This window comes from Catenulispora rubra (assembly GCF_015356825.1).
Taxonomy (GTDB): Bacteria; Actinomycetota; Actinomycetes; order Streptomycetales; family Catenulisporaceae; genus Catenulispora; species Catenulispora rubra.
Map to the genome: position 1 here is coordinate 1 of NZ_JAACYW010000046.1, position 23,992 is coordinate 23,992.

The 23,992-nt window shown below is 70.3% G+C and carries 24 protein-coding genes and 1 pseudogene; 10 read left to right on the forward strand and 15 right to left on the reverse strand.

Annotated elements, in window-relative coordinates:
* The first annotated feature begins 174 nt into the window (after positions 1-174).
* Both GWK61_RS15625 and GWK61_RS15630 read left to right on the forward strand, forming a co-directional pair.
* Complete coding sequence (locus tag GWK61_RS15625; RefSeq protein ID WP_194909098.1) at positions 175-1,437, forward strand: MFS transporter; 1,263 nt, start codon at positions 175-177, stop codon at positions 1,435-1,437.
* A gap of 9 nt (positions 1,438-1,446) precedes the next feature.
* Positions 1,447-2,541, forward strand: coding sequence for a serine hydrolase domain-containing protein (locus GWK61_RS15630; protein WP_194909099.1), 1,095 nt, complete (start codon positions 1,447-1,449; stop codon positions 2,539-2,541).
* A gap of 53 nt (positions 2,542-2,594) precedes the next feature.
* Here the strand turns inward: GWK61_RS15630 and GWK61_RS15635 are convergent, their stop codons facing one another.
* Entirely contained in the window at positions 2,595-3,074 is a 480-nt protein-coding gene (locus GWK61_RS15635) for a YbaK/EbsC family protein (RefSeq protein WP_194909100.1), read from the reverse strand.
* Between the two features lie 50 nt (positions 3,075-3,124).
* Between GWK61_RS15635 and GWK61_RS15640 the strand changes: the two genes are divergently transcribed.
* Complete coding sequence (locus GWK61_RS15640) at positions 3,125-3,694, forward strand: GNAT family N-acetyltransferase (RefSeq protein WP_194909101.1); 570 nt, start codon at positions 3,125-3,127, stop codon at positions 3,692-3,694.
* 236 nt (positions 3,695-3,930) lie between these two features.
* Here the strand turns inward: GWK61_RS15640 and GWK61_RS15645 are convergent, their stop codons facing one another.
* On the reverse strand, positions 3,931-4,479 hold the full coding sequence (locus GWK61_RS15645) for a methylated-DNA--[protein]-cysteine S-methyltransferase (RefSeq protein ID WP_194909102.1): 549 nt from the start codon (positions 4,477-4,479) through the stop codon (positions 3,931-3,933).
* A 55-nt stretch (positions 4,480-4,534) separates the two neighbouring features.
* Between GWK61_RS15645 and GWK61_RS15650 the strand changes: the two genes are divergently transcribed.
* Both GWK61_RS15650 and GWK61_RS15655 read left to right on the forward strand, forming a co-directional pair.
* Positions 4,535-5,401 carry an alpha/beta fold hydrolase gene (locus GWK61_RS15650; RefSeq protein ID WP_194909103.1) on the forward strand — a complete coding sequence of 289 codons (867 nt, stop codon included), beginning with the start codon at positions 4,535-4,537 and terminating at the stop codon, positions 5,399-5,401.
* 130 nt (positions 5,402-5,531) lie between these two features.
* The gene (locus GWK61_RS15655) at positions 5,532-5,960 is read left to right on the forward strand and encodes a pyridoxamine 5'-phosphate oxidase family protein (protein WP_194909104.1); all 429 of its coding nucleotides are present in this window, start codon (positions 5,532-5,534) and stop codon (positions 5,958-5,960) included.
* A 38-nt stretch (positions 5,961-5,998) separates the two neighbouring features.
* Here the strand turns inward: GWK61_RS15655 and GWK61_RS15660 are convergent, their stop codons facing one another.
* From GWK61_RS15660 to GWK61_RS15670, 3 genes are all read right to left on the reverse strand, one after another.
* Positions 5,999-7,645 (reverse strand): hypothetical protein, encoded by a 1,647-nt coding sequence (locus GWK61_RS15660; RefSeq protein WP_194909105.1) that lies wholly within the window; start codon positions 7,643-7,645, stop codon positions 5,999-6,001.
* A 94-nt stretch (positions 7,646-7,739) separates the two neighbouring features.
* Positions 7,740-7,943 (reverse strand): hypothetical protein, encoded by a 204-nt coding sequence (locus tag GWK61_RS15665; protein ID WP_228562379.1) that lies wholly within the window; start codon positions 7,941-7,943, stop codon positions 7,740-7,742.
* Complete coding sequence (locus tag GWK61_RS15670; protein WP_194909107.1) at positions 7,940-8,956, reverse strand: ADP-ribosylglycohydrolase family protein; 1,017 nt, start codon at positions 8,954-8,956, stop codon at positions 7,940-7,942. Before GWK61_RS15670 ends, GWK61_RS15665 begins: the two co-directional genes overlap by 4 nt.
* Before the next feature lie 56 nt (positions 8,957-9,012).
* Here GWK61_RS15670 and GWK61_RS15675 point away from each other — a divergent pair, with 56 nt between their 5' ends.
* Positions 9,013-9,471, forward strand: a complete 459-nt coding sequence (locus tag GWK61_RS15675; RefSeq protein WP_194909108.1) for a GNAT family N-acetyltransferase — start codon at positions 9,013-9,015, stop codon at positions 9,469-9,471.
* A 58-nt stretch (positions 9,472-9,529) separates the two neighbouring features.
* Here the strand turns inward: GWK61_RS15675 and GWK61_RS15680 are convergent, their stop codons facing one another.
* The 8 genes and pseudogenes from GWK61_RS15680 to GWK61_RS15715 all read right to left on the reverse strand — a co-directional run.
* Positions 9,530-10,294 carry a hypothetical protein gene (locus GWK61_RS15680; protein ID WP_194909109.1) on the reverse strand — a complete coding sequence of 255 codons (765 nt, stop codon included), beginning with the start codon at positions 10,292-10,294 and terminating at the stop codon, positions 9,530-9,532.
* Positions 10,291-12,009 carry an Hsp70 family protein gene (locus tag GWK61_RS15685; RefSeq protein WP_194909110.1) on the reverse strand — a complete coding sequence of 573 codons (1,719 nt, stop codon included), beginning with the start codon at positions 12,007-12,009 and terminating at the stop codon, positions 10,291-10,293. The genes GWK61_RS15680 and GWK61_RS15685 overlap by 4 nt, the downstream gene beginning before the upstream one ends.
* Positions 12,010-12,015: 6 nt before the next feature.
* Positions 12,016-12,684: a protein DA1 gene (locus GWK61_RS15690; RefSeq protein WP_194909111.1), complete on the reverse strand. Its 669-nt coding sequence runs from the start codon at positions 12,682-12,684 to the stop codon at positions 12,016-12,018.
* A 53-nt stretch (positions 12,685-12,737) separates the two neighbouring features.
* The gene (locus GWK61_RS15695) at positions 12,738-13,658 is read right to left on the reverse strand and encodes a protein kinase family protein (RefSeq protein ID WP_194909112.1); all 921 of its coding nucleotides are present in this window, start codon (positions 13,656-13,658) and stop codon (positions 12,738-12,740) included.
* On the reverse strand, positions 13,651-14,823 hold the full coding sequence (locus GWK61_RS15700; protein ID WP_194909113.1) for a protein phosphatase 2C domain-containing protein: 1,173 nt from the start codon (positions 14,821-14,823) through the stop codon (positions 13,651-13,653). The genes GWK61_RS15695 and GWK61_RS15700 overlap by 8 nt, the downstream gene beginning before the upstream one ends.
* Position 14,824: 1 nt before the next feature.
* Positions 14,825-15,556 carry a vWA domain-containing protein gene (locus tag GWK61_RS15705; protein ID WP_194909114.1) on the reverse strand — a complete coding sequence of 244 codons (732 nt, stop codon included), beginning with the start codon at positions 15,554-15,556 and terminating at the stop codon, positions 14,825-14,827.
* Between the two features lie 168 nt (positions 15,557-15,724).
* On the reverse strand, positions 15,725-17,773 hold the full coding sequence (locus GWK61_RS15710; protein ID WP_194909115.1) for a M3 family metallopeptidase: 2,049 nt from the start codon (positions 17,771-17,773) through the stop codon (positions 15,725-15,727).
* A 170-nt stretch (positions 17,774-17,943) separates the two neighbouring features.
* Positions 17,944-18,414, reverse strand: a pseudogene (locus GWK61_RS15715) (Lrp/AsnC family transcriptional regulator); the annotation flags it as partial.
* A gap of 110 nt (positions 18,415-18,524) precedes the next feature.
* Between GWK61_RS15715 and GWK61_RS15720 the strand changes: the two are divergent.
* Together GWK61_RS15720 and GWK61_RS15725 are read left to right on the forward strand one after the other, a co-directional pair.
* Positions 18,525-19,697, forward strand: a complete 1,173-nt coding sequence (locus GWK61_RS15720) for a trans-sulfuration enzyme family protein (RefSeq protein ID WP_194909117.1) — start codon at positions 18,525-18,527, stop codon at positions 19,695-19,697.
* Positions 19,698-19,765: 68 nt separating this feature from the next.
* Complete coding sequence (locus tag GWK61_RS15725; protein ID WP_194909118.1) at positions 19,766-20,281, forward strand: putative immunity protein; 516 nt, start codon at positions 19,766-19,768, stop codon at positions 20,279-20,281.
* Positions 20,282-20,351: 70 nt separating this feature from the next.
* Here GWK61_RS15725 and GWK61_RS15730 read toward each other — a convergent pair whose 3' ends face one another.
* Complete coding sequence (locus GWK61_RS15730; protein ID WP_194909119.1) at positions 20,352-20,918, reverse strand: 3'-5' exonuclease; 567 nt, start codon at positions 20,916-20,918, stop codon at positions 20,352-20,354.
* 99 nt (positions 20,919-21,017) lie between these two features.
* Here GWK61_RS15730 and GWK61_RS15735 point away from each other — a divergent pair, with 99 nt between their 5' ends.
* A complete protein-coding gene (locus GWK61_RS15735; protein ID WP_194909120.1) occupies positions 21,018-21,539 on the forward strand; it encodes a GNAT family N-acetyltransferase in 522 nt (173 codons plus the stop codon).
* Between the two features lie 91 nt (positions 21,540-21,630).
* Positions 21,631-22,098 (forward strand): hypothetical protein, encoded by a 468-nt coding sequence (locus GWK61_RS15740; protein WP_194909121.1) that lies wholly within the window; start codon positions 21,631-21,633, stop codon positions 22,096-22,098.
* Between the two features lie 21 nt (positions 22,099-22,119).
* Here GWK61_RS15740 and GWK61_RS15745 read toward each other — a convergent pair whose 3' ends face one another.
* Positions 22,120-23,796 carry an amidohydrolase gene (locus tag GWK61_RS15745; protein WP_194909122.1) on the reverse strand — a complete coding sequence of 559 codons (1,677 nt, stop codon included), beginning with the start codon at positions 23,794-23,796 and terminating at the stop codon, positions 22,120-22,122.
* Positions 23,797-23,992: the final 196 nt, after the last annotated feature.

Genomic DNA, 23,992 nt, shown 5'->3' on the forward strand with positions numbered 1-23,992 from the left:
CGGGTGGGCTCGGGCAGCCCATTGTTACCTGCCGCGGACGTCTGCGGGGAGATCGCGGGCGGATCGCCGCATCGTTGCTTGTCAACGCTGTCCACTCCCCGAAATACATTGCGGACCTGATCGCGTTCCCCCTACGTTCGCGCCATTGGTCTAGACCCAAAGGGGTGGGGCGCCTTGACGACGGCGACCTGTGACGTCCGGCTGCCCGCGCGCTCGCGCCTGTGGAACCGCGATTTCCGGCTGTACTTCACCGCGCGCCTGGTCTCGCTCCTGGGCGACGCCATGCTCCCGGTCGCCCTGCTCTACGGCGTGGTCAGCCTCGGCTACGGCACCACCGGCGTCGGGCTGGTGCTGGCCGCGCAGGTGCTGCCGTTCGCGGCGTTCGTGCTGTTCGGCGGGGTGCTCGCCGACCGGTTCACGCCGCAGCGGATGATGGTCGGCGCCGACGCCGCGCGCTTCGTGCTGCAGGCGGTCACCGCGACCGCGTTCGCCGTCGGGCATCCGTCGCTGTGGCTGCTGATGGGGCTGTCCGGGCTGTCCGGGGTGGGGACGGCGGCGTTCCAGCCGGGGCTGGCCAGCGTCATCACGCAGGTGTCAGGGGACTTACAGCGCGCCAACGCCGTCACGCGCGTCGCCGAGGCCATGGCCACGCTCGGCGGGCCGGCGATCGCCGGGTTGCTGATCGCGGTGTCCGGGGTGCCGGTGGTGCTGGCCGCGGATTCCGCGACGTTCGCGATCAGCGGTATCTGCCTGCTGATGCTGCGGCTCGCGCCGGTGGCCCGGCCCGCGAGCCGCGAATCCACGTGGCGCAACCTGGTCGAGGGCTGGCACGAGTTCCGGACCCGGACCTGGATGCCGTCGGTCATCCTGGGCTGGATCGCGCTGGGCATCACGGTGTGGGGGCCGATCCGGCCGCTGGCCACGATCCTGGTCACCGACAAGCACGGGGCCTCCGGGCTCGGGCTCATGTGGACCGGGTTCGGCGCCGGCGGCGTGGTCGGCGGGCTGGCCGGCGTGCGCTTCCGCCCGCGGCATCCGCTGCGCGTCGGCGCCGTCGGGCTGCTCGCCTGGTCGGCGTGGCCGTTGACGTTGGCCGCCGGACTGTCGCTGCCGATGGTGTGCGTCGGGGCGGCGGTCGGAGGGGCGACCACCGCGTTCTGGGGCGTGATGTGGTCCACGAGCGTCCAGACCCACATCCCGGCCGCCGTGCTGAACCGCATCTCCGCCTACGAGATCGCCGGGTCGCTGATCGCGTTCCCGATCGGGCAGGCGCTGGCCGGTCCGGTGAGCGACGCGGTCGGTACCGGGGTTGCCCTCTATGCGTCCGCCACGTTTCTGGTGGCGGTGCTGATCGCGATGCTGTGCGTGCCGGCGGTGCGGAATCTCGGGGCGCGTGCGGCGGAAAATGAGAGTCGGCCGGAGCCCGCGCGGCTGTAGCGTCCGGCTATGACCGAAGTTCAGGGTACATATACGAAAGAGTTCTCCGCGGTCGCCGACGCGCTGTCCGAACTGCTCGACACGCAGGACATCGGGGCCTCGGTGGCGGTCTTCCTGAACGGCGAGCCGGTGGTCGACATCTGGGGCGGCCATGTGGATGCCGAGCGGACGGTCGCGTGGGAGCGCGACACGATCGTGAACGTCATGTCCTCGACCAAGCCGATCACGGCATTGTGTGCGCTGATCCTCGCTGATCGTGGTGAGCTCGACCTTTCAGCGCCTGTGTCGACCTACTGGCCGGAGTTCGCGGCGGCCGGCAAGGAGAACGTCCTGGTGCGGCATCTGCTGTCGCACACCGCCGGGCTTCCCGACTGGCCGGGGAAGCTCGTCGCCGAGGACCTGTACGACTGGACCGCTGTCACCGATCGGCTCGCCGCCTTGCCGACGCAGTGGGAACCGGGGACGGCGGCCAGGTACCACTCGATCACGTTCGGGTTCCTCGTCGGCGAGGTCGTGCGGCGTGTCACGGGGCGCAGCATCGGGCGCTTCCTCGCCGAGGAGGTCGCCGGGCCCCTCGGTGCCGACTTCCATATCGGGCTCGACGCTCAGGACGACGCGCGGATCGCGCGCTTGTATCCGCCGCCGTCGCAGACCGACGACTTCGCCTCCAGCGGTCCCGACTACGACTCGACCGGCGGCATCCGGGTCAAGGACGCGAACACCGAGGCCTGGCGGCGTGCGGAGATCCCGGCGGCCAACGGGTTCGGCAACGCGCGCGGGATCGCTCGGATCCAGTCGGTCTTGAGCAACGGCGGGGTGGCCGGGGGAGCGCGGCTGCTGTCCGAGAAGGGGTGCGAGCCGGCGTGGCAGGTGGAGTACTCCGGGCAGGACCGCGTGTTGGGGCAGCCGGCCAGCTACGGCGCGGGGTTCGGGGTGTTCGGCAACACCTTCGGGTGGGGCGGCTGGGGCGGGTCGCTGGTGATGAACGACCATGTGTCGGGGCTGACGGTCGCCTACGCGATGAACCAGATGCTCGACCCGCGGTCGGGTGAGGATAGCCGCGGCATGACGATCGTCGCGGCTGCCTACGAGGGGGTGAGCTGACGGCGTCGGCGGTTTGCCGTTCGCTGCCAGTTGTTAGCTCACGTCGACGACTGTCAGTTCACGTCGACGACGTCGCCGCCGGTCACCCGCACCAGCTCCGCGAACGTGATCGCGAAGACTGTGTGCGCGTGGCCCGCGGCGGCCCAGACCTCCGGGTAGTTCTCCAGCGTCCGGTCGATCAGCGTGCGCACCGGCACCGGATGGCCCAGCGGGGCGACGCCGCCGATGCGCTGGCCGGTGTGCTCGTGGACGAACTCCTTCGTGGCCCGCCCGACCTTCGCCACGCCCAGGTCCGCGGCCACCTTCACGGTGTCCACGCGGTGCGCGCCGCTGGTCAGCACCAGCAGGGGCGCGCCGTCGGCCTCGAACACCAGGCTGTTGGCGATCGCGCCGACCTCGCAGCCGACCTGGTCGGCGGCGGCCTGCGCGTTCGGCGCGGACTCCGGCAGGACCACCACCTTCGGCTCGAAGCCCTTCGCGCGCAGTTCCTTCTCCACGGCCTGCACGGCCGGATGGTCAGCGATCCGTTCCATGCCGGGATATTAATCCGGGTCGGCGCCGGAAGTCCGGCACAATACGCGGCATGGAAACGCTTGATCGTGTCGTGGAGCCCACCGAGATCGTGGCGGGCCGCCACCAGCTGCGTCCGCCGTCCTTGCGCGACGTCCCCGACATGATGGAGATGTCCCGCGACCCCGACGTCGCCCTGTGGAACCCGCTGGCCTCCGGCGCCGACGAGGAGACCGCACACGCCTGGGCCGTGCGCTACGGGGACTGGGACGGCGGGCGCAGCCCGACGTTCGGCGTGTACGAGGCGGTCGAGGGGCGGCTGCTCGGCCTGGTGTCGGTGCACAAGATCGACCTCGACATGTCGTCCGGCGAGCTGGGCTACCGTGTCGCGCCCTGGGCCCGCGGACGCGGCATCGCGACGATGGCCCTCGGCGCGGTCAGCGAATGGGCCTTCGGGGCCCTGGAGCTGACGCGGCTGCAGCTGATGCACGGCGTGGAGAACGCCGCGTCGTGCCGGGTGGCGCAGAAGTGCGGCTTCCGGCACGAGGGCACGACGCGCAGCTCGTACCGCTACGGCGACGGGGAGCTGCACGACGAGCACATTCACGGACGGCTGGTCGGGGATCCGGTGCCGGGGCGCTGAGGGCTGGCCAAAACCAGCCAGACCAGCCCGCTAGCCAGACCAGCCAGCCAGAGCCAGCCAAGCGAGAGCCAGCCGCCAAGCCAGAGCCAGCCGGCAAGCCAAAGCCAGCTGGCCAAGCCCCGCTAGCCGGCCAAGCCCGCCAGCCTCCGGAGTCACCAACAACCGACTCAGTCCGGGAGCCGGTCGCAGCTGGCCGGCAGACTGCCGCTCGGCCCGCTACTCGAGCCCCGCCCCGCCTACATCCCCCAATCCAGCGCCGGCGGCATCACACCCTCCCAGGCCAGCAGCCACTCCTTCGTCCGCAGCCCGCCCCCGAACCCGCCGAGCCCGTCGGCGGCGAGGACCCGGTGGCAGGGCACGACGATCGGCAGCGGGTTGCTGCCCATGATGCCGCCGACCGCCTGGGAGGCCGTGACGCCGGCGCCGGAGCCCTTCGCCAGGTCGCCGTAGGTGACCGTCTCGCCGAAGGGGACCTCGGCCAGGAGCTTGAGCACCGTCAGGCGCAGGCCGTTCACGCCGTACCAGTCCAGCGCGATGTCGAAGTGCGTGCGGGTGCCGTCGAAGTACTGCGTCAGCTGGAGGACGGCCTCGTCGAGTTGGGCCTGGGCGATGCGGTCGTCTTTGGCGTCCTTGACGCTCTTGGCCTTTTCCTCTTCCTCTTCCTCAATGGCCCTGGGCGAGGGGCTCTGCCCGCGATCGATCGGGAACTGCACCACACGTAAGCCGCGGGTGGTCGTCCCGATGGTGAGCGTTCCGATCGGGGTGTCCAGCGACGCGGTCTGCATGCAAACATTGTGCCAACCGGGGCCGACAACCCGGTGCTACTTCCAGGAGGACGGCATGCCCAAGGCCACCGCGAACGGCGTCGAGCTGGAGTACGACACCTTCGGCGACCCGAGTGCCCCGCCGTTGGTGCTGATCATGGGCCTGAGCACCCAGATGACGGCGTGGCCGGAGCCCTTCTGCCAGTCCGTCGCCGACGCCGGGTTCCACGTCGTCCGCTTCGACAACCGCGACTGCGGCCTGTCCACCATCGTGGACGTCCCGCCGCCGAGCTTCGGCGACCTGCTCGCCGGCGACACCTCCGGCGTCCCCTACCTCATGTCCGACCTCGCCGCCGACGTCGCCGGCCTGCTCGACGCGCTCGGCTTCCCGGACGCGCACATCGTCGGGCTGTCCATGGGCGGCATGATCGCCCAGCAGTTCGCCATCGACCACCCGGGCCGCCTGCGCTCGCTGTGCTCGATCATGTCCACCACCGGCGCCCCGGACGTCGGCCAGCCCGCAGCCGAGGTCCTGATGCTCCTGCTGAGCCCGGCGGCGACCAACCGCGAGGAGGCGGTCGACCGCGGGCAGAAGATGTTCGAGACCGTCGGCTCCCCGGCGTACCCGACGCCGACCGAGGACCTGCGGGACCACATCGGCGAGGCCTACGACCGCTCGTTCACGCCCGAGGGCTCGGCCCGCCAACTCGCCTGCATCGTCGCCTCGCCGGACCGCACCGCCGCGCTGTCCGCCGTCAGCGTGCCCAGCGCCGTCATCCACGGCGAAGCCGACAAGCTCGTCGACGTCAGCGGAGGCCGCGCCACCGCCGCCGCGCTCGGCGTCTCGCCGCTGATCATCCCCGGCGCCGGCCACGATCTGCCCGAGGAGCTGTGGCCGACCTACGTCGAGGCGATCGTCGCGAACGCTCAGAAGGCCGGCTGAGGGCTGGCTGAGCAGCCGGCAAGGATCAGAACGCCGGCAGGACCAGCCCCGGCGCGCGCCGCACCCCACCCCGGATTCGGCCGGTCCCGAATCCGGAGCACCGCGGCGCTCTCCTGTGTACAACTGAGCCATGGAACTTCTGGATCACCTCCCCGAGGCCGACCGGCAGCGCGTCCTGGGTCGCCTGAACAGCAACCTCATGGTCTGGCTGACCACCGTCCGCCCCGACGGCCAGCCGGTCAGCGTGCCGGTGTGGTTCCTGGCCCGGGAGGACGGGAGCATCCTCGTCTACAGCCGTGCGAACAAGGCCAAGCTCGCCAACATCGCGTCCAACCCGAAGGTGAGCCTGGGCCTGGACGTCACCGACATCGGCCGCAACATCGTGCGCCTGGAGGGCGTGGCACGCCACGACCCGAGCCTGCCGCCGGCCCACGAGCACCCCGCGTTCCTCGCCAAGTACATCGAGCGCATGGGAGCGATGTTCGACACGCCCGAGAGCTTCGGCGAGCAGTTCACCGCCGGTCTGGTGATCGAACCGACCAAGGTCTACGTCGGCTAGGCACGGCCTCGTAAGGCATCCGGCTCGACGCGCCGACCTCAGGGCCCGATCCCGATCGAAGACGGATCCGACGGCGTGCACGCCTTGCTCTTCACCGCGGTGAAGGCAGGGCATCCGCCGTCCTCCATCACGGTCGTGTGCGAGATCATCGTCAAGGTCCCGGGGCCGGACGTGCTCGGCATATAAGAGTTCGCCGTCGCGTCCCCCATCGACGCGGTGAGGAACAACACTCCGGCGAGCACTCCGGGCACCATGGCACGCCGCTTGAACGCGTCCAGCCGCACCGCCACCGTCTCCGACTTCAGACCGACGACGACGAAGTGCCGGGCCATGAACGCCGACAACACCAGCAGCCCGAACAAGATCTGCACGTCAGTACGCGGATACAGCCCGACGACCCCGCTCGCGTACATGTGCTCGGCGGTCCAGAACCGCATCAGCCACGCGCTCAGCACCGACGTGGCCACCACCAGCACCAGCGTGTCCCGCCGCCGCAGCGCCACCGCCGCGGCGAAGCCGACGAACAGCAGCAGCGTGAACAGCCCCACGCCGCCGAGGTCACCGACCGGCGGCCAGGCCCCGAGGTTCGCCGGCGGCTCGTCGGAGAACCAGTGCAGGAAGTACGTCGGCTCGGTCCGCACATCGAAGTAGACGTACGTGTCGGACCCGGCCCCCGAGGTCATCAGCGCGATCAGGTTCCGGAACGTGACGGCGGACAACGCCACACCGGACACGCCGAGAAACACCGCCGCCCGCCCGCGCGCCCCCGGCTCCCACCACGGGAACACCGCGACGATCGCCACGGCGATCCCCAGCGCGGACCACAGGAACCACCCGAAGTAGAGCTCGAACAGCAGTCCCATGCCGACGCCGAACACCGCACCCCGCACGGCGTTGCGCCGATATGAGGCACGGCCGCTGTCCCGCAGCACCTCGACGAACTTCACCAGCACCGGGACCATCATGACCAGCACGACGTTCGTGTACGGCTTGTACAGGTCCATCAGCGGCAACGCCGCCAGCACCCCGACCAGCAGCGCCGACACCGGCCGCAGCACCAGCCGCCAGGACAGGTACGCTAGCGGACCGTAGACGGCGGCGCCGAAGATCTGGAACGTCTTCATCGCGTACGCCGGACTCTCGCCGGTCCACCGCGAGATGGCGGCGATGATCTCGGCGGGCAGCGGCGGGTAGGTCTTCGGCAGCGCCTTGCCCTGCTGTACGTCGGTGGCCCACTGGATCAGCTGCGCCATGTCGCCGTGCTCCGCGTAGATGCCGTACGGCGTCTTGTACAACGCGACCATCAGCCCCGCACCCACCAGCGCGCTGGCCAGCCCGGCGACCGCCGCGCACACCAGCCGCACCGTGGCGTCGGCCGTCCGGGTCCGCCGCGACCGGAGCCCGATCACGGCCGCGCCGACCGCGAGGATGCCGAAGACCGCGAACCGGAACTGGAGTCCGGCCAGCCCGCTCACCTGCCCGACCCGCGTGAGCGGATTGACCGCCACGCTCATGCAGACCAGCAGGAACACGACGGCCGTGAGGAACGCGACCGCGACCTCCGCCGTCCGGAGCCCGAGGACGTCGCGCACCCGCCGGCCGTCCGACAGCCGATGGGTGCGTCGCGGCAACGCCAGCTGCGCCACGTCAGCGGAGGCGTAGCTTTCCGTTCCGGTGTCTATCACGCCCTTAGGACGGCTTGAGGCATGCGAAATGTTGGGCCGTCGACAGAAAATGACAGAGAATTCTCAGGATTGATTCGGGCGAGGTTCAGACAAGCTAGGACGTTTCCAGCGTCCTCGAAGCAGCGCCCTCTGTCTCAGAATCCTGCGTCTCGCGGACCACCACGTAGTACAGCTGCTTGTGCTGCACCCCGGCCTCCATCGCGGCGCGCGCGGCCTCGGCGTCGGCACGTTCGGCGTGCCCGGACACCAGGAACCGGTTCCCGTTGTCGTCCTGGCGCCAGAGCTCGAACCCGCTCACGCCGCACGTCCCCAACCGGCGTCCCACACGCCGCCGGCGCGCGCCAGGCGGTCGCGGTACTCGATCCGCTCGGGCCAGTCCGAAGGAAAGGCCTCGATCCCGTGGCGGGCGCCCAGGAACGCGCCGGCCAGGGCGGCGATCGAGTCCGAGTCGCCGCCGGTGGCCGCGGCGCGGCCGAGGGCGCGCACCGGCTCGTCGGGATACATCAGGAAGCACAGAAGCGCGGTGGCCAGCGCTTCCTCCGCGATCCAGCCCTCGCCGGTGTAGCCGCAGGGGTCCACGGCCGGGTCCGGGTTCTCGGCCGCCTCGGCCAGCACGCCGAGGACCGTGCCGCACTCGACCCAGCCGTGCTCGATGAACTCCTCCGGGGAGTCGCGCAGCGGGACGCGCCACAGGTCGTCGCCGAGCCAGTCGCCGTGGTAGACGCGGCGCTGTTCCTGGCAGCGTTCACGCAGCGCCGGGACCAGGTCCGCCGGTGCCATGCCGCGCAGGAGCCAGCGGGTCGCGAAGGCGGTCAGGTCCGAGGCGGCCAGGGCGGTCGCGTGGCCGTGGGTCAGGGCCGCCTGGAGTTGCGCGGCGCCGGCGACGGTCGTGTCCGGGACGTGCGGCAGCAGGCCGATCGGCGTCACGCGCATGTTCGCGCCGCACCCCTTCGAGCCGCGCTGGCTCGCCTCCGGCCACGGCGCGCCGTTGCCCAGGAGGCCGCAGGCGCGCAGGCAGGTCATGCCCGGCGCGCGGTTGTTGTCCGGGGACTTGGCCCAGGCCAGGAAGTGCTCGATCAGCGAGCCGGTGAGCGGTTCGACCGCCAGGTCGGCGCCCTCGGGCTGCTCCAGCAGGGCCTCGGCGACGGCCAGCGCCATCTGCGTGTCGTCGGTGACGTAGCCGTCCTGCGAAAGGTCCGCCGGGCCGGCCGGACCGTAGAGCCGCACGATCTCCTCGAAGCGCTGGAACTCCGTGGGCTTGCCGACGCAGTCCCCGAACGCGAGCCCGAACATCGAACCGGTCGCTGTCATATGATCCCCTCCCCGGTGGCGCGATCGTGCAAGTCTGCCAGCTACAGTGCCGGTCTATGACCGAGTCCTTGATCCTTCGTGACGCCACCGCCGCCGACCTGCCGGAGATCGTCGCCATGCTCGCCGACGACAAACTGGGCTCCACGCGGGAGGACCCCGAGGACCTGGCGCCCTACCTCGCGGCCTTCGCCGAGTTGGAAGCCGACCCGAACCAGCGCCTGATCGTCGCCGAGCGGGACGGCACGGCCGTCGGCACGTTCCAGCTGACCTTCATCCCCGGCGTGGCGCAGCGCGGCCTGAAGCGCGCCATGATCGAGAGCGTTCGCGTCGCCACCACGGAGCGCGGCAGCGGGCTCGGCACCGAGATGATGCAGTGGGCCATCGATCAGGCGCGGCAGGCCGGCTGTCTGCAGGTGCAGCTGACGTCGAACGCGCAGCGGCCCGACGCGCACCGGTTCTACGAGCGGCTCGGGTTCGTTCCCTCGCACGTGGGGTTCAAGCTGAAGCTGGGCTGATCAGCGGTCGCGCCGGCCGGGTTTTCGGCGACTGGGCTTCGCCGGCCGGCGCGGCGCGTCACGGACGCCAGGCCGCGGTGAAGACCACCTGGTTCCGGATGACCCGGCCGCCCTCGATGTAGCCGGGGCGAATGACGTACTGCGCCAGACCGTCGGCCGGGCAGTCACGCCACGCCTCCTGGCCGGGTCGCAGCGGCTCGCCCTGGATGATCGCGAAATCCCACGAGTGCATCGGCGCGCACGCTACCAGTCGATCTCGGATCTCGCGCATCTTCCTGACGACGTCGCTGTAGTGCTCGTTCCCGATGTTCTGGACCAGTCGTCCGTCGTCCACATCCGCGATGCCGAACAGGATCTCGACGGTCTCCGCGAGGACCGGCACGACCTCAACCGGCTCCCCGCGCTTCCGCACTCTGTTCAGGTGTTGCGTGACGATGGGCCACAGCGACGAGATCAGGGACTCCATGTCGTCCAGCGCCTCGTCCCGGCTGAAACCGACGGCCGTCGCAGCGTTCGGATTGTCGTTGCGGAAGTCGCGCTCCAGGACCTCGGTGAGGCGTTCCTGCAGGACGGTGTGCTCTTCCTCGGACTGCGCGCGTGCCTGGCGCAGGCTGAGCTCAAGGTTCTGGATGGACTTGCGGTGGACCTCCAGCCGCTCCTCCGCGGCTGCCAGCCGGTGGATCAGCGACTGGACGTGCTCTTCGAGCCTGCGGACCCGGTTCCGCTGGTCGTCGACCGTGCCGAGGAACAGCTGGACGAGGTCGACGGCCTGTTTCTGGGCCACGCTCCAGTCGATCTGTCCGGGATATGCGGGCGAGTTCACAGCCGGTCCTCCTCGACGAAGTCAATGAACAGGCGCTCTTCCTCACCGGTCCGGGGATCGCGCGCCACGGTCTCCACCTCGGTCCCCCCGAAGACCATGTAGATCTCGATCATCCGTTCCGCGGGCGGCAGATCGAGGGTCTTCGACATGTCGATCTCGATCACCCCCAGCTCCCGGCACCCCTCGTCGGTGACGTACCGCGGGGTCTTCTCCTCGGTCACGACGACCTTGAGCCCCATCGAGCGCTGGCCGGCCAGGATCGGGTACGCCCGCACCGGCACCCTGGTCCCCGGCTCGACGGCGTCGCCGGCCCGCACGAACGTCTTGAACCGTACGGAGCACAGCTCCTGGCCGTCGTACTGCGTGATCAGCGTCGAGTCCGGGTCGATACCGCGTTCGAAGGGTTCCGCGAAGGAGATGCCGTAGGTGAGCTTCGTGGTCCGGCCACGGATGAGGGTCGGGTCGTTGGCGTAGAACACGGCGCCCAGCAGGATCGCCGCCGCGGGTGTGGTCGGTACGACGACCTGCATCCGCTTGCTGTCGAACGCCTTTCTCAGCTGCTCCTGGAGGTACCGCGACTGCGCGAAGCCACCGACCAGGAGGATCTGGCCGACCGACTTCGGGCCCACGGTCTTCAGCTGCTCGTGCACCAGCTCCAGCAGCGGATTGATGGTGTGGTCGAAGGCCTGCTTGACCTCCTTGGGCGTGAGCACGAACTGGTCGTCCACGCCGTCCTGCGCCTTGGCCAGCCTGGCGCGTGCGCCGTCGGCCGCCGAGATGACCTTCAGCATCGGCGAGGAGATGTCCAGCACGACGGGATAGGTCTGCTCCGGGTCGAACGTCCGCTTGGCCAGCTCCCACTGCGCCGACACCTTGTGCAGCAGTTCCGGCGAGTTCTTCACGATCGCCGACAGCACCTCGGGTCCGATGCGGTCGGCCAGGATCCGGTCGACGAGGTACGCGTCGGAGTACGTGGCACCGTGCTTGCCTCCGGTGGAGAGCCCGATCTCGGTCAGGCCGTCGGCCGCCACCTCGTACGCGGTCAGGTCCACCGTGCCCCCGCCGGCGTCGACCACCATGAACCGGCTGCCCGGCTCGTTCAGCTTCGCCTCGCTGGCCTGGCGCGCGTACAGGGCGGCGACTTCGGGCTCCACCGCGATCAGTAGCCGCTCCGGCGACCCTGGCAGGCCAGCCTGTTCGGCGCAGGCCCGCATCAGACGCCGTTCCTGGTCCCGCCAGATCGCCGGCACCGTCAGGCACCACAGGATCTCGTCGGCGCGCACGTTGGACCGTGTGAGGACTTCGGTCAGCGCATGCTCGCAGAACGCCTTGAGGTACTGCGTGACCAGGAAATCCGGCGGGTACCCGGGCGTCTGGGCCCCGGACGTCGGACGGTCGGGCCGGGACTCCGCCCGGGCCGCGAGCGCCGATTCGCGCAGCAGGCCCATCTTGAACCGCACGTGGTACGTGTTCAGGGAGTCCCGCTCCTGCATGTGGCGGTTGTGGGCGCGGTAGCCCCAGTCGGCGACCTCGCCGACCTCGTCGAGCAGCAGTGCGGTCAGGTTCTTGTGATACGGCACCGCGGCGCCCGGCCACGAGTCGTAGAGCTGGATCGCTTCCGGGACGAGCGGACGGTCGCGACGCTTGTAGGCCCACGCGAACCCGGTCGCGTAAGTGCCGAAATCGATCGCCGCGACGACGCGGACCGTGGACATCGGATCTCATTCCTGGTTGGGGTCGGGCGGGAGCTGTCCGGTGCGGCGCACGTGTTCGATCACCGCGGCGGCGCCGAGCCGCTGGGCGAGGCCACGGACCCGGCGGAAGCCGTCGCCGTAGACCGGATCGGGGTCCCGGCGCATGGCCTGCGCGGCCAGGCAGGACCGGGGATCGGGGGACCGCCGGACGAGGTACCCGTAGGCGACGAGCTGGCAGATGCCCTCCATCACCTCGTCGGGCGCCGGCGGGAAGGAGCGCTGGGCCAGCCAGGCGTGCATGCACTCGTGGGCCACCGTCGCGCCGAACCGGCACGGCGTCAGCCCGGCCGCCACCTGCAGGCTCAGGACCTCGGCGCCGCGGGTGACGGTCAGCCCGGTGCGCCGGCGTCCCGAGTCCCAGTCCGAGTCCGAGCCTGAGCCTGAGCCTGAGCCTGAGCCTGAGCCTGAGTGTGAGTCTGGGACCGCGCCGAGCCCGTCGGCGGCCAGGGCCACGCGCACCGGTGTCGGGAGGCGGATTCCCATGGCGTGCAGCGTCTCTCTGACCTGCGGTACCTCGCGGCGGACGTCGTCCTGGGTCCAGACCGCGGCGGCCTGGCAGTTGGCGCACAGCCCCGGCTGCTTGTCGGACCCTGGCAAGCCGACCGGGGACGAGCCGACCGGCTGGCTGCGCGTCACACGGTCCCGGCGCAGGGTTCTCCGGGACAGGGCTGCGGCGGACCATCGGCCGGTCATCGCGCGGGCGGGAGGGGTCCGAGGCGGAGGTGCTGGCGCCAGTACCGGGTCCAGGTGCCGGCCGTGGGACGGTCGGCGGGGCCGCCCTCCAACGCCGCCCGCAGCAGTCCGACCCCTTCCGGGTCCAGCATGCCGACCGAGGCGTCGACGTCGCGGTTCGACGCGCCGCCGCGTCCCGGCGCCAGGCAGCGCAGGATGAACAGGCCGAGCTTGTACCGGTCGGTCTCCAGGCTCTGGTGGCGCAGGCCGCCGCTGTCGTCCTCGTGCTCCGGCGGGTCCCAGTCCGGGGTGTTCTGCTGCCGCACGCCGCCGGTGGCGCCGTTGGGGCGGGCCGCGTCGCAGTCGACGAGGAAGACGTCCGGCTGCGGGTCGGTCTGGTACAGGATGTTGCGGACCGACAGGTCGCCGTAGACCAGGCTCTCATAGTGCAGCGCGGCGACGATGAACGAGAGCCGCTCGCAGATCAGCATGCGGCTTCTGACGTCGTGGTCGGCCGGCACGTCGATACCGCGCAGCCGGGCCACGTCGGCGGCGAACAGCAGGTGCTGGATGTCGCGGGGTTTGATCGTCGCCGAGCCGTCCGGCAGGTTGATCTTCTGCATGAAGCCCGGCGGTATCAGCGGCATCAGGACCCCGATGGCCTCGTTCGCAGCTCCCGGCGCCCCCGACCGGTCGTCGAACACCACCCGGGTCGGCCAGGCGGTCATGCCCTTGATGTCCTCGCTGCGCTTGGCCTGGCGCCGGATCTGGATGAGCTGGCGCAGCGGCGCGGCCGGCACGCCGGTGTTGAACTCCTTGAAGACCACGGAGGGGCGGTCCTTGAGGCGGTGGATGCGGCCGTTCGCGCCTTTGTTGATCTCTTCGAGCGGGCCGAGCTGGGACCAGGCCACGTCGAAGGGGAGCTGGGTCTCAGCCATCGGCGGTGGCCCCTTCGGGGTGGTCGGGATGTCCGGCTTGCGCGGTGTGGCCAGCGTGCTCGGCGTGCTCGGGCCGGTCGGAGTGCCCGGCGACGTCCGCCGCGGCTTCTCGCGGCGTGGACTCCGCAGCTTGCGGTTCCGGCGCCCCGTTCGCGAACACGCCGCCGTCCGCCCAGATGCCGACCACGGTGCGGTCGTCGTCGAAGCCCTTGCGCCCGAAGCCGATCTGCGCGGTGAACTGGTGTTGGAGCGGCGGCCGGGCCCAGGCCTGCCCGAGGGTGAGGGCGACGTCGTCTTCGGCGTCGTCGAGCGGGTCCCCGACGCCGTCGCTCATCACCAGCAGCGTGCAGTCCGGCGGGAGGATCTCGGTGGTCACCGGGTGGGTTCCACGTTCGACCGGCAGCAGCGGAAGCGCGAGGACCTTCGAGGTCGCGAGCCCGTCGGCGCCCAGCGGCTTGGGACCGGCGAGCCTGCGCCAACGGCCCTCGGCACTGAGTGCCCAGACGGGGGAGTCGCCCTGGCTGGCGACCGTCACCTTCCAGCCGTCCTGAACCGAGGGCGCGGTGTGGCAGATCGCGAAGGTGGCGGTCGAAGCCATCTCGCTGGCGACCTCGCGCGCGGAGGGCACGGTTCCCTGCATGCTCCGGCTCCGCTGTCCGTGCTTGACGATCATGATCGCCAGCTGCTCGAACACGCTCCACCAATCCAGGTCCGACGGCTCGGTGGGGTTGGTGTCGGTGTCGGTGTCGGTGTCGGTGTTGGAGTCGGTGTTGGAGTCGGTGTTGGAGTCGGAGTTCGGGGCGGAGGCCAGCAGTTCGCGGATCAGCTCGGGGCCGTGTCGGCTGACCAGCGCGGCCGCCTCCTGCGACTTCGGGCCGTTGCCCACACCGTCGGCCACGACCGCGATGAACCACTGGCCGTCCTCGCTGAGCGCCGCGCCGTACGAGTCCTGCCTGGGCCTGCCGTCGTAGCGGTGATGCAGGCCCCGCACGCTCGCCGCGCGGATCGCCAGACCGCCGGCCGTGCCACCGTCGGAGACGCTGTCCGGCCACTCCGGGAAGAACGGCAGGCTCGAACGCACCTGCCGGAACGCCTGACCGGGCTCCCCGATGGAGAACTCGAACCGTCCCTCGGGCTGCCAGCCCGGTTCGATGTCCGCGGCCATGTCAGTCCAGGTAGTCGTCGTCGATGACGACGGCTTCCGCCGGCCCGACCGCGGTCAGCTGTCCGCCGCTCCCGCTCCCAGAGACCGGCGGCAGTGTGAAGGCCCCACTGGTGCCGGAGGACAAGGCGGACATGACCAGGATCTCCGCCATGTGCTTGATCGCCTCAGCGGCCTTACTCCCACTGGACATCATGTAGCAGCGGCTCTTGCCGATCGGCTGGACCAGGTGCTCCATGGTCGCCTGGTCCGCATCCTCCACCCCGAAGGGGACCACGATCGGGTGGTTCTTGTTGCCGACGCCCGTGGCCTTGTCGTAGGTGATGAGCTCGGCGAACTTCGTCTCCCAACCCGTGTCGGTCGGTTGGCCGTCGCTGAGGAAGAACACCGCCGGCCGGAACACCCGGAAGGGGTCCGTCTGCAGCTGGCTGACGTCCTTGTCGATCTGGGTGCGCAGGAACTCGAAGCAGGCACCGAAATCCGTTCCGCCCTCGACCGTCAGTGTCGGCAGCGGCCCGACGAACGTCGACATGTCGCACAGGGGGACGATCGACTTGGCGTCGTCGGAGAAGCTCACGAGGCTGAACCTGAGCTTGTCGTTGACGACCGGGTTCACCGCCAGGGTGTTCGCGACTTCCTGGAAAACCTTGTTGGCCGCCTCGATCTTGTCACCGGACATCGAATAGGAGACGTCGACGACGGCGTAGAACGGGATGAGCGGTCTCTGGTTGGCCATGCTTCGCTCCGGATGAGTCGGTACCGCCGTGGGGCGCGGCCTGTGGTGGCGGAGGCTGCGCTTGGTTGTCGGGGTACTGACGGACGGCACATCCGGAGCGAAGTCGGTCAGGCGAGGAGCTACATCCGAGGAACTACATCCCAGGAGCTACATCCGAGTGGAGCCGTCTCAGCCGGCGAGCCCCCGGGCCCGCAGCATCGGCTCCACCTCCGGCGCGCGCCCCCGGAACTCCGCGAACGCCGCCATCAGGTCCACACTCCCGCCGCGCGAGAGCACCGCGCGCCGGAACGCCTCGCCGCTGTCGCGGATCGAGCGCCCCTGCTCCACGCCCTCCTTGAACCAGTCGACCGTGTCCTTGTCCAGGACCTCGCTCCACAAGTACGAGTAGTAGCCGGCGCAGTAGTCGTTGCCCCAGATGTGCGCGAAGTAGCTGCTCCGGTACCGCGACGGGATCTCCGGCACCAGCAGCCCGTACCGCGTGAGCGCCGCAGCCTCGAACTCCTTGGCGTCTGACACCTTGGTGTCGCCGGGGTCCGCGCCGGCCGGCAGCGTGTGCCAGGCCCAGTCCAGCATCACCGCGCCGAGGATCTCCACGGTCGCGAAGCCCTGCCCGAACTTCTCCGCCTCGGCCATCCGCTCCAGCAGGTCCGCCGGTACCGGCTCGCCGGTGCGGTGGTGCTTGGCGTAGTTGGCGAGCACCTCCGGCCATTCCGCCCACATCTCGTTCACCTGCGAGGGGTACTCGACGAAGTCGCGCGGCGTGTTCGTTCCGGAGAACGTCGGATGCTCCACGTCGGAGAACAGGCCGTGCAGCGTGTGCCCGAACTCGTGGAACAGCGTGCGGACCTCGTCCCAGGTCAGCAGTGTGGGCTCGCCGGCCGGCGGCTTGGCCACGTTCAGGTTGTTCACCACCACCGGCGCCTGCCCGAGCAGCCGCGACTGGTCGACGTAGTTCGTCATCCACGCCCCGCCGCGCTTGGAGCCCCGGGCGTAGAAGTCGCCGAGGAACAGCCCGATCCCGGAGCCGTCGGCGTCGAAGACCTCCCAGATCCGCACGTCCGGGTGGTACGCGACCAGGTCCGGACGCGCCTCGAAGGTGATCCCGTAGACCAGCTCCGCGGCGTGGAACACGCCGTTGACCAGCACGCTGTCCAGCTCCAGGTACGGCCGCAGGGCCTCGGAGTCGACGTCGTACTCGGCCCGGCGCACCTTCTCCGAGTAGTACGTCCAGTCCCACGCCTCAAGGCTCTGCCCGGCCGGCAGGTGCGCCCGCAGCGCCTCGGCCTCCTTGGCCGCGTTGGCCACGGCGGTCGGGATCAGCCGCGCCATCAGGTCCTCGACGGCCGCGGTGGTCTTGGCCGTCCGCTCCTGGACCGCGTACTCGGCGTACGACCCGAAGCCCAGCAGCGCCGCACGCTCGGCCCGCAGCTTCGCGATCCGCACCGCGATCGGCCCGTTGGCCTCCCAGGCCCGCTCCAGCGACGCCTCCAGCAGCGCGCGCCGCGCCTCCCGGTCGTCCAGCGAGGCCAGCTGCGTCTGGTTCGAGAAGTTCTTCAGCGAGATGACGTACTTGCCGGGCAGCCCGACCGCCTCGCCGTTCTCCTTCGCCGCCGCGACCGCGTCCGCCGAAAGGCCCGACAGCTGCTCGGCCGAGTCGAACACCTGCTGTCCGGCCTTGTTCGCCGCCAGCAGGTTCCGGTCGAAGTCCGTGGACAGCGCCGCCAGCTTCTCGTTGAGCTCCTTGAGCCGGTCCTTGTCGGACGGCGAGAGCTTCGCGCCGCCCCGGACGAAGTTGCGGTGGATCTTCTCCAGCAGGTGCAGCTCGACGTCGGTCAGGCCCAGGCTCGCACGGCGCTCGTAGAGGTCGTCGATCCGCGCGAACAACGCCGCGTCCAGATTGATCGTGTCCATGTGCGCCGCCCAGCGCGGGCTGATCTCCTGCTCGACCGCCTGCAGGGCGTCGGAGGTGTCGGAGGAGGTCTGCGGGAAGAACACCGCCTGGACCCGGTGCAGCAGCGTGCCGGAGCGCTCCATGGCGACGATCGTGTTCTCGAACGTCGCCGGCTCCGGGTTCTCGGCGATCGTCTTGATCTCGGCCAGGTGCTCGGCGAAGCCCGCGTCGAACGCCGGGAGGTAGTGCTCCTCCCGGATGTCCGCGAACGGCGGCAGCTCGTAGGGCAGCGTGCTGGCGAGGAAAAGCGGATTCTCGGTGGTCACGCTCCCGACTCTAACGCTCGATCGGTAGTGGCTCGAAAGCGGTTTGGTCGTTACCGCCGGCTTGTTTGGTCGGGCGTCGGCGGCGTCGTGGGCAGCGCTGCTGTTGCCGCGGCCGTTGCTGCTGTTGCCGTCGCCGTTGCCGCCGCAGTGCCGGCGGGGCTCGCCGTGCCGCCGGCACCGCGCAGGTGGCCGAAGATCAGACTGGTCTCGGTGTGTCCGACCGCCGGGTGCGTCGTCAGGTGCTCCAGGACGAAGTCGCGCAGCGCGTCGGAGTCGGCGACGGCGATGTGCAGCAGGTAGTCGTCGGCGCCGGCGACGTGCCAGACCCCGACGACGTCCGGCAGCCCCGGCACGTCCCGGATGAACTCCTGCACGCGCTCGCGCGTGTGCGCCCGCAACCGTACCGCGATCATCGCCTGCAGCCCCCGCCCCAATGCCGCCGGGTCGATGTCGGCGTGGAAGCCGCGGATCACGCCGCGCTCCCGCAGCGTCCGGATCCGTGCCAGGCACGTGGACGGCGCGATGCCCACCGCGTCGGCGATGGCGTTGTTCGGGGTGCGCGCGTCGGCCGCCAGCACCGCCAGGATCGCGCGGTCGGTGTCGTCCAGGACCGGCCTCGGCGCTCGCAGATCGTTCGGCATACCGCTCAGTGTTACCGATGCCACTGAATCTTTCAATGAGCAGAGCCATCATCACAGAATCTTGTTCGCGATACTTTCCATCCCACCGATGTATCTTCAACAATGACCGCATGCTCCCCGCCTCCGCACTTCCCGACACCATCGCCGTCCACGCCGGCCGGGACGACTTGAACGCCCTCGGCGTCCACGTCCCGCCGATCGACCTGTCGACCACCAACCCGCTGTCGAACGTCGGCGTCGGCGGCGACAGCTACGAGACGCTGGCCACCGGCGGCACCCCGATCAGCGGCGGCAGCCACGTCTACCAGCGGCTGTGGAACCCGACGACCGCGCGCTTCGAGGAAGCGCTGGCGCGGATGGAGAACACCGAGGCCGCGGTCGCGTTCGCCTCCGGCATGGCCGCGATCACCGCCTGCCTGCTGGCCGCCGCGGCCGAGGGCAAGCGGCACGTGGTGGCGGTGCGGCCGCTGTACGGCGGCAGCGACCACCTGCTGGCCAGCGGGCTGCTGGGGACGGAGGTGACGTGGGCCGCCGCCGACGGCATCACCGCCGCGCTCCGCCGCGACACCGGCCTGGTGATCCTGGAGACGCCGGCGAACCCGACGCTGGAGCTGCTGGACCTGGCGCGCGTCGCCGAGCAGTGCGGCGACGTCCCGCTGCTGGTGGACAACACGTTCGCGACGCCGGTGCTGCAGAAGCCGGCCGACTTCGGCGCGACGCTGGTCGTGCACAGCGCCACGAAGTACCTCGGCGGGCACGGCGACGTCCTGGCCGGCGCGGTCGCGACCACGGCGGCGTGGGCCGAGCGGCTGCGTCCGGTCCGTGCCATCACCGGCTCGGTGCTGCACCCGCTCTCGTCCTACCTCCTGCACCGCGGCCTGCAGACGCTGCCGCTGCGCGTCCGGCACCAGTCGCAGAACGCCGAGAAGCTCGTCGACCGCCTGCTGGCCAACCCGGCGGTCGAGCGCGTGTACTACCCGGGGCTGACCGAGTGCGACCCGCGGCACCTGGTGGGACGGCAGATGGCGGGCCCCGGCGCGGTGTTCGCGATGGCCGTGCGCGGCGGGTACGACGCGGCGGCGCGCGTGGCGGACTCGGTGCGGCTGATCACGCACGCGGTGTCGCTCGGGGGAGTGGACACGCTGATTCAGCACCCGGCTTCGCTGACACACCGGCCGGTCGCCGCGGACGCCAAGCCGCACGCTTCGGTGCTGCGGGTTTCCGTGGGGCTGGAGGATCCGGAGGACTTGTACGCGGATCTGGAGCGTGCGCTGCGGTCCTAAAGCGTGCGCTGCGCTCTTAAGGGGTGTGGTCGTCGCGCCGGCGTGGCGCCTGTCGCGATGATGGAGACATGATTCTGCCCTCCGAACGCGACCCCCGACTGATCACCATCCGACGCGGCGGAACCTTGACCGACGAGCACCACCAGCTGCTCGCGGAGTGGGCGGCGCAGTGTGCGGAGCACGTGCTGCCCCTGTTCGAGCAGGAAGCGCCGGAGGACCTCCGGCCCCGAGACGCGATCGAGGTCGGCCGTGCGTGGATCCGTGGCGAGGTGCGCATGACGGACGCGCACAACACCGCGTTCGTCGCCAACGCCGCCGCCAAGGGACGACCGGACCCGGCGAAGTTCGCGGCGCTCGCGGCCGGCCAGGCGGTGGCGGTGGCACACGTCGCGGCGCACGATCTGGGCGCCGCGGCGTACGCGATCAGGGCGGCGGTCGCGGCGGCTCCGAAGTCCGAGGCGGAGTCGGCGCGGCTGGGGGAGCGGGACTGGCAGCGGGAGCGGATCCCCGCCGAGCTGCGGGAGCTCGTGCTTGACGATCAGCGGCTGCGGAGTCCGATCTGCTGGAACGTGTTCGACGACTGATCCGGTAGTCCCACCGCCAAGCCTGTGCTCGCTCCCTGACCCTCCGCGCCTTCCCCGCCGCTCACGCCGCTCACGCCGCCTCCGGCCAAGCACGCCGCGCCATCATCAGCAGCACCAGCGCCGCGATGTTCCACGCGTCGTCGGCGCCGCAGTGGTGGCGCCCCTCCAGCGGGACTTGCGCGACCTCCAGTGCCCGGTGCATGCCGACGCCCTTCGGCCAGCCGTTGGCGAAGGCGAACTGCTGTTTGGCGTTGGTGTGCATGGCGGCGAAGGGGTAGCGCACGTCAGTGGCGTCGCATTGGCGCTGGAACTGCTTGCGGTCGTAATCGCCCCAACTCGCCCACGGCCGCGAATCGGCGTAGTGCTCCCGGCGCAGCTGGTCGCAGGCCTCGGCGAACGTCACTCCGGTGTCGACCTGCTCCTGTGTCAGCCCCGTGAGCTCCGTGCAGAACTCGCTCACCGTCGAGTGCTCCGGCCGCACCATGATCTGGTGCTTTTCGACGCGGACGCGTTCCTGGACGTCGACGACCGTGAGTCCGATCTCGATGATCTCGGACACCTGGCCCGGTGGTGGCCTGCCGACCCAGCACGTGGCCTCGACGTCGACCACGTTCAGGTACCGCCCGTACGTCTCCATGGTGGGCAGGGTAGATCCGCGCAGGCTCGGGGCGCTGTCGATTATTCGCCGGCTCTGCGCCGAAACATCGGGGAAACGACGCGGTTTTAACCTGCGATCATGACCGCGCCCATTGGGACTGCGCCCATCACCATCGTCCCCATGACGGCCGCCCACGCCGCCGACGTCCTGCGCATCTACCAGCACGGCATCGACGAGGGGAACGCCACGTTCGAGACGGCCGCGCCGACCTGGGACGTTTTCGACGCCGGGAAGATGGCCGAGCACCGCTTCGTGGCGCTGAATGCGGCTGCGCCCGCAGTACTCGGCTACGTCGCCGTCTCCGCTGTCTCGAAACGCGCTTGCTACGCCGGCGTCGTCGAACTCACCGTTTACGTCGCGCCCGAAGCACGCTGCCGAGGCGTCGGCAACCGCCTGCTCAGCGCACTGATCGCCTCCACCGAGGCGGCCGGGATCTGGACCATCAACGCGGGGATCTTCCCTCAGAACACCGCGAGCCTCGCCCTGCACGAGCGCCACGGCTTCCGCGTCCTCGGCCGACAGGAGCGCATCGGCAAGACGGCCGCCGGGGTCTGGCGCGACGTCATACTCCTCGAACGCCGCAGCCCGGTCGTCGAGTAGCTGCACGCTTGTTACCGCGACCCTTACCGCGTTGATATCTTCCATGCGCATGCTGGTCTCACCATCACGCAGGAACCGGGAGAGCAGCGCCGTGAGATACGTCGACATCGAGGTGACCGGTACCGGCGACTCGATCAACCCCCTGGCCTACCTCGACCGGCTCGCCGACCTCGCCCCGCAGCTCCCGCCCGGCGCCCGGGCCTTCGCCGTCGACCCGGACCACTACGACTTCCACGGCGAGCGCTGTGTCAAGGACCTGAAGATCGAGCAGCTGCGCTTCGGCGCCGACGACGACGGTGCGACCTTCGAGATCCACTTCCGCCACAACTGCTGGAAGCACGAGGAAGACCTGCGGATCACCTACCGCCGCCTGTCCGGCTTCACGTTGGACAACGACCCCGACGACAAGTGGGGCGACCAGATCGTCATCCTCGACGAGGTCCTCCCGCACGAGCGCGGATGCAGCCACGAGATCGCCTGCCACACCGGCACGCTGACGATCGTGTGCGGGGACCTGGACGCGGTGTGGGTCCCGGCCGACTGCCCCGAGCAGGAGTAGCCGGGGAGCAAGACGCCGACTTTAGGCGTCGGCCGCATACACCTCCACCCCCTCCACGTACGTGCGAAGCACCCGCGCCTCACCGATCTCCCACGCAGGTCCCTCGAACGGATCCCGGTCCAGCACCACCAGATCGGCCAGCTTCCCGACCTCGACCGAACCGGTCACATCATCCAACCGGTTCACATACGCCGACCCCGCCGTGTAAGCAGCGATCGCCTGCCCCAACTCCAGCCGCTCCTCCGGGTAGAACACCTTCCGCGCCGCGAACTCCTGCGCCGACAGCCCCGGCTCCACCCGGTTCACCGCCGTGTGGATCCCCCACAGCGGGTTCGGCGACGTCACCGACCAGTCCGACCCCGCCGCGATCGTCGCGCCCGCACGGCTCAGCGACCCGAACGGGTACTGCCACCCGGCCCGCTCCTCGCCCAGGAACGGGATCGTCAGCTCGTCCATCGCCGGTTCGTGGGCCGCCCACAGTGCCTGGATGTTGGCCGTCGCGCCGAGCCGCCGGAAGCGCTGGACGTCGTCCGGGTGTACGACCTGGAGGTGCGCCAGGTGGTGACGCCCGCCGGGGCCGTTCGCGGCGCGCGCCGCCTCCAGCGCGTCCAGGGCGTTGCGCACGGCCCGGTCGCCGAGCGCGTGGAAGTGGACTTGGAAGCCGGCGGCATCGAGCTCGGTGACGTAGGTCTTCAGCTTGTCGGGGTCGATGAAGTCCAGGCCGGCGTTGTCGGTGGTACAGCCGCAGCCGTCCAGGTACGGGCTCAGCAGCGCGGCGGTGTGGTTCTCGGCGACGCCGTCGAGCATCATCTTCACGGTCCGCGCACGGAAGCGTCCCGCCCCGGCCACCTCTGCCGCCTCGCGCCGCTGTCGGAACAGCTCCAGCTGCTCCAAGCCGCTCTCGCGTTCCCACCACAGCGCCCCTGCGACCCGCGCGGTCAGAGCGCCGGAGACGGCGGCGTCCAGGTACGTCTCGAAGACATCGCCGATTCCGAGCCCGTCACCGACCCACGCGTCCTGCCACGCCGTGATCCCGAACGAGTGCAGGTACGCTTGCCCGGCCAGCAGCCCGTCGGTCGTCTCCTCGGCTGTCGGAACTGGCAGATGAGCGTTGACGAGCGCCATCGCGCCTTCTTGCAGACATCCGTTGGGCTCGCCGTCGGCGTCGCGTTCGATCCGGCCGTCGAACGGGTCAGGCGTGTCGCGCGTGATGCCGCAGACCTCCAGCGCCTTGCTGTTGACCCACATCCCGTGGACGTCGCGGTTCGGCAGGGCCACCGGTCGGTCCGGCACCACGGCATCCAGCATTTCCTTGGTCGGCATGCCGCCCGGGAAGGCGTCCATGCTCCAGCCGCCGCCGCGGATCCAGGCGGCGTGCGGGTTGCGCTGTGCGTAGTCGGCGACGGCGGCCACGAACTCCTCGGCGGTGTGCAGCTCGTGCAGGTCGCACTGGCGCAGGGTGGTGCCGCCGAGGACCGGGTGCACGTGTGCGTCCTGGAAACCCGGGAGCAGGAGCTTGCCGGCCAGGTCCACGACCTCGGTGCCCGGCCCGATCAGGTCCTTCACGTCCGCGTGCCGGCCGACCGCGGTGATCCGGCCGTCGGCGACCGCCGCCGCGCCGGCCCAGGAGCGTGCGGCGTCGACCGTGTAGCACGGGCCGCCGGTGAAGACGAGGTCTGCGAACGGCGAGCGGGACACCGGTCCTCCAAGGTGGCTGAACAGAGGGGTCAACCAGAAGTCTGGGCTGCCCCGGCCCGCGGCGGTATTGGCAACGTGGCTGGCGCTGTCTCCGAATCACGTCACAGTGCTGGGACGCGACCGCCGAATTCGAACACACACTCGGGGTGCGGCCCGGCTCCCGCCACCTGACCGGAGTACCGCATCCAGCCTTCTG